At 56.8% G+C, this 426-nt stretch carries 1 protein-coding gene; it reads left to right on the top strand.

All coding sequences use genetic code 11. The annotated features are described in order from the left end of the window. The coding region (locus WM40_RS27420) for a transposase domain-containing protein (RefSeq protein WP_046154711.1) at positions 1 to 313 on the top strand (313 nt) is incomplete at its 5' end. Positions 314 to 426 lie beyond the last annotated feature (113 nt).

The following is a 426-nucleotide window of genomic DNA, read 5'->3' as shown; positions in this document are numbered from 1 at the left end:
ATACGCGCTCAATCGATGGGATGCGCTGAATACATTCGTCCAGGATGGCCGTGCGGAAATTGACAATAACGCCGTCGAACGCGCGTTGCGCGCCGTGGCGCTGGGCCGCAAGAATTATCTATTTGCTGGCTCGGAGTCAGGGGGCGAACGTGCGGCCGCCATGTACAGCCTAATCGGTACGGCCAAACTCAACGGGATCGAGCCAGAGACGTATCTGCGCGAGGTGTTCACGCGCATAGCCGACCACCCGGTCAACCAGATCGACGACCTGCTGCCGTGGAACATCGCTTCCAGCAAACTCCACGAGGCTTAAAAAGCTTATTGGAGTGCCCATTTATAAATAAATGGGCACTACCGGCCTGCCGCCATTCGATACCCGGCCACATGAAATACGCGGCTAACAAGATGCCTTCGGTCGACGCTTAC

The sequence above is a fragment of the Robbsia andropogonis genome, assembly GCF_000970345.1.
In the GTDB taxonomy this organism is placed as follows: Bacteria; Pseudomonadota; Gammaproteobacteria; order Burkholderiales; family Burkholderiaceae; genus Robbsia; species Robbsia andropogonis.
The sequence above is the reverse complement of the archived record's forward strand: the minus strand, read 5'-3'. Positions and strand labels throughout refer to the sequence as shown.